Below are 3325 nucleotides of genomic sequence, written 5' to 3' on the forward strand. Positions count from 1 at the left end.
CCCTTCTACCTGCTCGCCGATCCGGCGCTGATCGCCTCCCGGGCGCGCCTGCTCGGCATTTCGCTGCCGGTCGTCGAAACGACATCAGCGCAAGCGGCGCAGGTCTTTGCCCGCGCCTTGCCGATCGTTCCACTGACTGCCCGCTGCATCGACAGTCCCGGCCGGCCGGATCCGGCCAATGCGGCTGCCACCATCGAGGCCATCGACCGCGCCGTCGCCGATTGCCTTGCCGGCGAAGCCTCGGCCGTGGTCACCTGCCCCATCGCCAAGAAGCCGCTCTACGACGCCGGCTTTCGCTTCCCCGACCACACCGAGTATCTGGCGCATCTGGCGGCCCGGCACAGCGGCGTCGAGGCGATGCCGGTGATGATGCTGGCAGGACCCGACCTGCGCACCGTTCCCGTCACCATCCACATCGCGCTGGCCGAGGTGCCGAAGGCACTGACCACCGAGCTGATCGTCGCCACCGCGCGCATCACCGCCGCCGACCTCACCGGCCGCTTCGGCATCGCCAAGCCACGGCTGGCGATTGCCGGGCTCAACCCGCATGCCGGCGAAGGCGGCGCCATGGGCCTCGAGGACGAGCGGATCGTGCGCCCGGCGGTCGACATCCTGCGTGCCGATGGCATCGACGCTTTCGGCCCTTTGCCGGCCGACACGTTGTTCCATGTCCGGGCGCGGGCGGGCTACGACGCGGCCCTTTGCATGTATCATGACCAGGCGCTGATCCCGGCCAAGGCGCTGGCTTTCGACGAGGCGGTCAATGTCACGCTCGGCCTGCCCTTCATCCGCACCTCGCCCGACCACGGCACGGCCTTCGACATCGCCGGCAAGGGTGTGGCGCGGCCCGACAGCCTGATAGCGGCGCTGAAGCTTGCCCGGCGGCTGGCCGACACGAACACGAAGGCGGTTGCGGTATGAGATCTCGGGCATGAGCATCGACGGGCTGCCGCCGCTGCGCGAGGTGATCGAGCGTCATGGGCTGCAGGCAAAGAAGGCGCTCGGCCAGAATTTCCTGCTCGACCTCAACCTCACCGGCAAGATCGCGCGCACCGCCGGCGACTTGTCCGATGCAACCGTGATCGAGGTCGGTCCCGGTCCCGGCGGGCTGACCCGCGCCCTGCTTTCCAACGGCGCGCGTCACGTCATCGCCATCGAGCGTGACGAACGTTGCCTGGCTGCTCTTGCCGAAGTGTCCGACCACTATCCCGGCCGGCTGGAGGTTGTTTCCGGCGATGCGCTGAAGACGGATTTCACAGGCCTTGCCAGTCGAGCGACCGGCAATGGCGGCCCGGTCAAGATCGTGGCCAACCTGCCCTACAATATCGGCACGGAGCTGCTGGTGCGCTGGTTGACGGTCAGCGACTGGCCGCCTTTCTACACCTCGATGACTTTGATGTTCCAGCGCGAGGTGGCCGAGCGCATCGTCGCGCCTGCCGGCAGCGACAGCTATGGCCGGCTGGGGGTTCTTGCCGGCTGGCGGACGGAGGCGAGGATCGCCTTCGACGTACCGCCACAGGCATTCACGCCGCCGCCAAAGGTCACCTCCTCGGTGGTGCATCTGGTGCCGCGCCCGACGCCCCTGCCCGCCGAGGTGAAGAAACTCGGCCGCGTCACAGAAGCCGCTTTCGGCCAACGTCGCAAGATGCTGCGGCAGAGCGTGAAAAGCCTCGGCGGCGAGGCCCTGCTCGAACGCGCCGGCATCGATCCGACACGCCGCGCCGAGACGCTCAGCGTCGAGGAATTCGTGCGGCTGACCAATGCGGTGTAGCTCTCTTCTCCCCGTTTACGGGGAGAAGATGCCGGCAGGCAGATGAGGGGGCAGCACGAACCTTGAAATGCCAGCACCGCCCCTCATCCGGCCCTTCGGGCCACCTTCTCCCCGTGAACGGGGCGAAGGAAGAGGTCTCAGCCCGTCTTCTCGTCCAACAGTCCAGAGACGAAATCGAACAGGCCTGGCCGGCGGTCGCGTCTTAGCCGCTCGGCGACGACGATGCCGCGCACTTCGGCGAAGGCGCGGTCAAGGTCATCATTGACGATGACGAAATCATATTCCTTCCAGTGCTCGATCTCGTTGCGGGCATTTTTCAGCCGCGTCTCGATCACCGCCTCCTGGTCTTCAGCGCGACGTTTCAGCCGCGCCTTCAACTCCTTCATCGATGGCGGCAGGATGAAGATCGAGACAATGTCGGCGCGCATCTTCTCCTTGAGCTGCTGGGCGCCTTGCCAGTCGATGTCGAACAGCATGTCGCGCCCCTCGGACAGCGCCAGTTCGGCCGGTTCGCGCGGCGTCGCATAGCAATTGCCATGCACCTCGGCCCACTCCAGCAGCGCGTCGGAATCACGAAGCCGCTCGAATTCGCGCATCGTCCGAAAATGATAGTGGACGCCTTCGATCTCGCTTCCACGGCGCGGCCTGGTGGTGACCGAGACCGACAGTTCGAGGCTGGAATCGCTTTCCAGAAGATTGCGCGCGATCGTCGACTTGCCGGCGCCGGACGGCGACGACAGGACGAGCATCAGGCCCCGGCGGCGTATGCGGGACCCCAAATCCTTGGCAACCATCGGCTACTCCAGATTCTGGATCTGTTCACGAAACTGGTCGACCACCGCCTTCAGGTCCAGGCCGATCGCGGTGATGGCTGCGGCATTCGATTTGGAACACAGCGTATTCGATTCGCGGTTAAATTCCTGTGCCAGAAAATCGAGCTTGCGACCGACCGCGCCGCCGCCCACCAGCAGTGCCCGGCCGGATGCGACATGCGTTTTCAGCCGGTCGATCTCTTCGCGAATATCGGCCTTGGTGGCCAGGAACGCCGCCTCCATATGCAGTCGGGTGGCATCCAGATTGGCGGAAGCGTCCATCAGCAGCCTGACCTGCTCGGCGATGCGTTCGCGGATCACCGCGGTCTCGCGGGATGGATCCACTTCTGCCCGCAGCGTCAGCGCTTCGATCGTGTCGATATGACCCGACAACAGCAAAGCCAGCGCGGCTCCTTCGCCCTGCCGTGCCTGTTCGAGCCCGTTCAAGGCCACTTCGAGCGCGGCCATGATCGCGGCATCGAGCGCGGCCCTCGCCTCCTCGGTTTCGACGGTTTCAGGAATGTCGAGCACGCCGCGCAGCGAAAGCAATCCATCCGACGTCGCCGCAGCAACGCCGAATTGCTCCTGCAGCCGTTTGGCGAGCCCAGCAAGGTCCTTCAGGAAGGCTTCGTTGACGACCGGCTGCGCCTGCGCGCCAACGGCACGGCCGATGGTCAGCGTCGCCTGGAAATTGCCGCGGGCAAAACGTTTCTGAAGTATTTGCCGGACAGCAGGTTCCAAC

The 3325-nt window shown here is 65.5% G+C and carries 4 protein-coding genes; 2 read left to right on the forward strand and 2 right to left on the reverse strand.

The window, feature by feature from the left end; all coding sequences use genetic code 11:
• Both pdxA and rsmA read left to right on the forward strand, forming a co-directional pair.
• On the forward strand, positions 1–921 hold a 921-nt coding region (pdxA, locus tag EN749_RS32950; protein ID WP_128364732.1), incomplete at its 5' end, for a 4-hydroxythreonine-4-phosphate dehydrogenase PdxA.
• Positions 922–931: 10 nt separating this feature from the next.
• Positions 932–1771, forward strand: coding sequence for a 16S rRNA (adenine(1518)-N(6)/adenine(1519)-N(6))-dimethyltransferase RsmA (gene rsmA / locus EN749_RS32955; RefSeq protein ID WP_127380786.1), 840 nt, complete (start codon positions 932–934; stop codon positions 1769–1771).
• Between the two features lie 137 nt (positions 1772–1908).
• Here rsmA and gmk read toward each other — a convergent pair whose 3' ends face one another.
• Positions 1909–2565 carry a guanylate kinase gene (gene gmk / locus EN749_RS32960; protein ID WP_013532512.1) on the reverse strand — a complete coding sequence of 219 codons (657 nt, stop codon included), beginning with the start codon at positions 2563–2565 and terminating at the stop codon, positions 1909–1911.
• Between the two features lie 3 nt (positions 2566–2568).
• On the reverse strand, positions 2569–3325 hold a 757-nt coding region (locus tag EN749_RS32965; protein WP_128364733.1), incomplete at its 5' end, for a YicC/YloC family endoribonuclease.

This window comes from Mesorhizobium sp. M7A.F.Ca.ET.027.02.1.1, assembly GCF_004022985.1.
Lineage (GTDB): Bacteria > Pseudomonadota > Alphaproteobacteria > Rhizobiales > Rhizobiaceae > Mesorhizobium.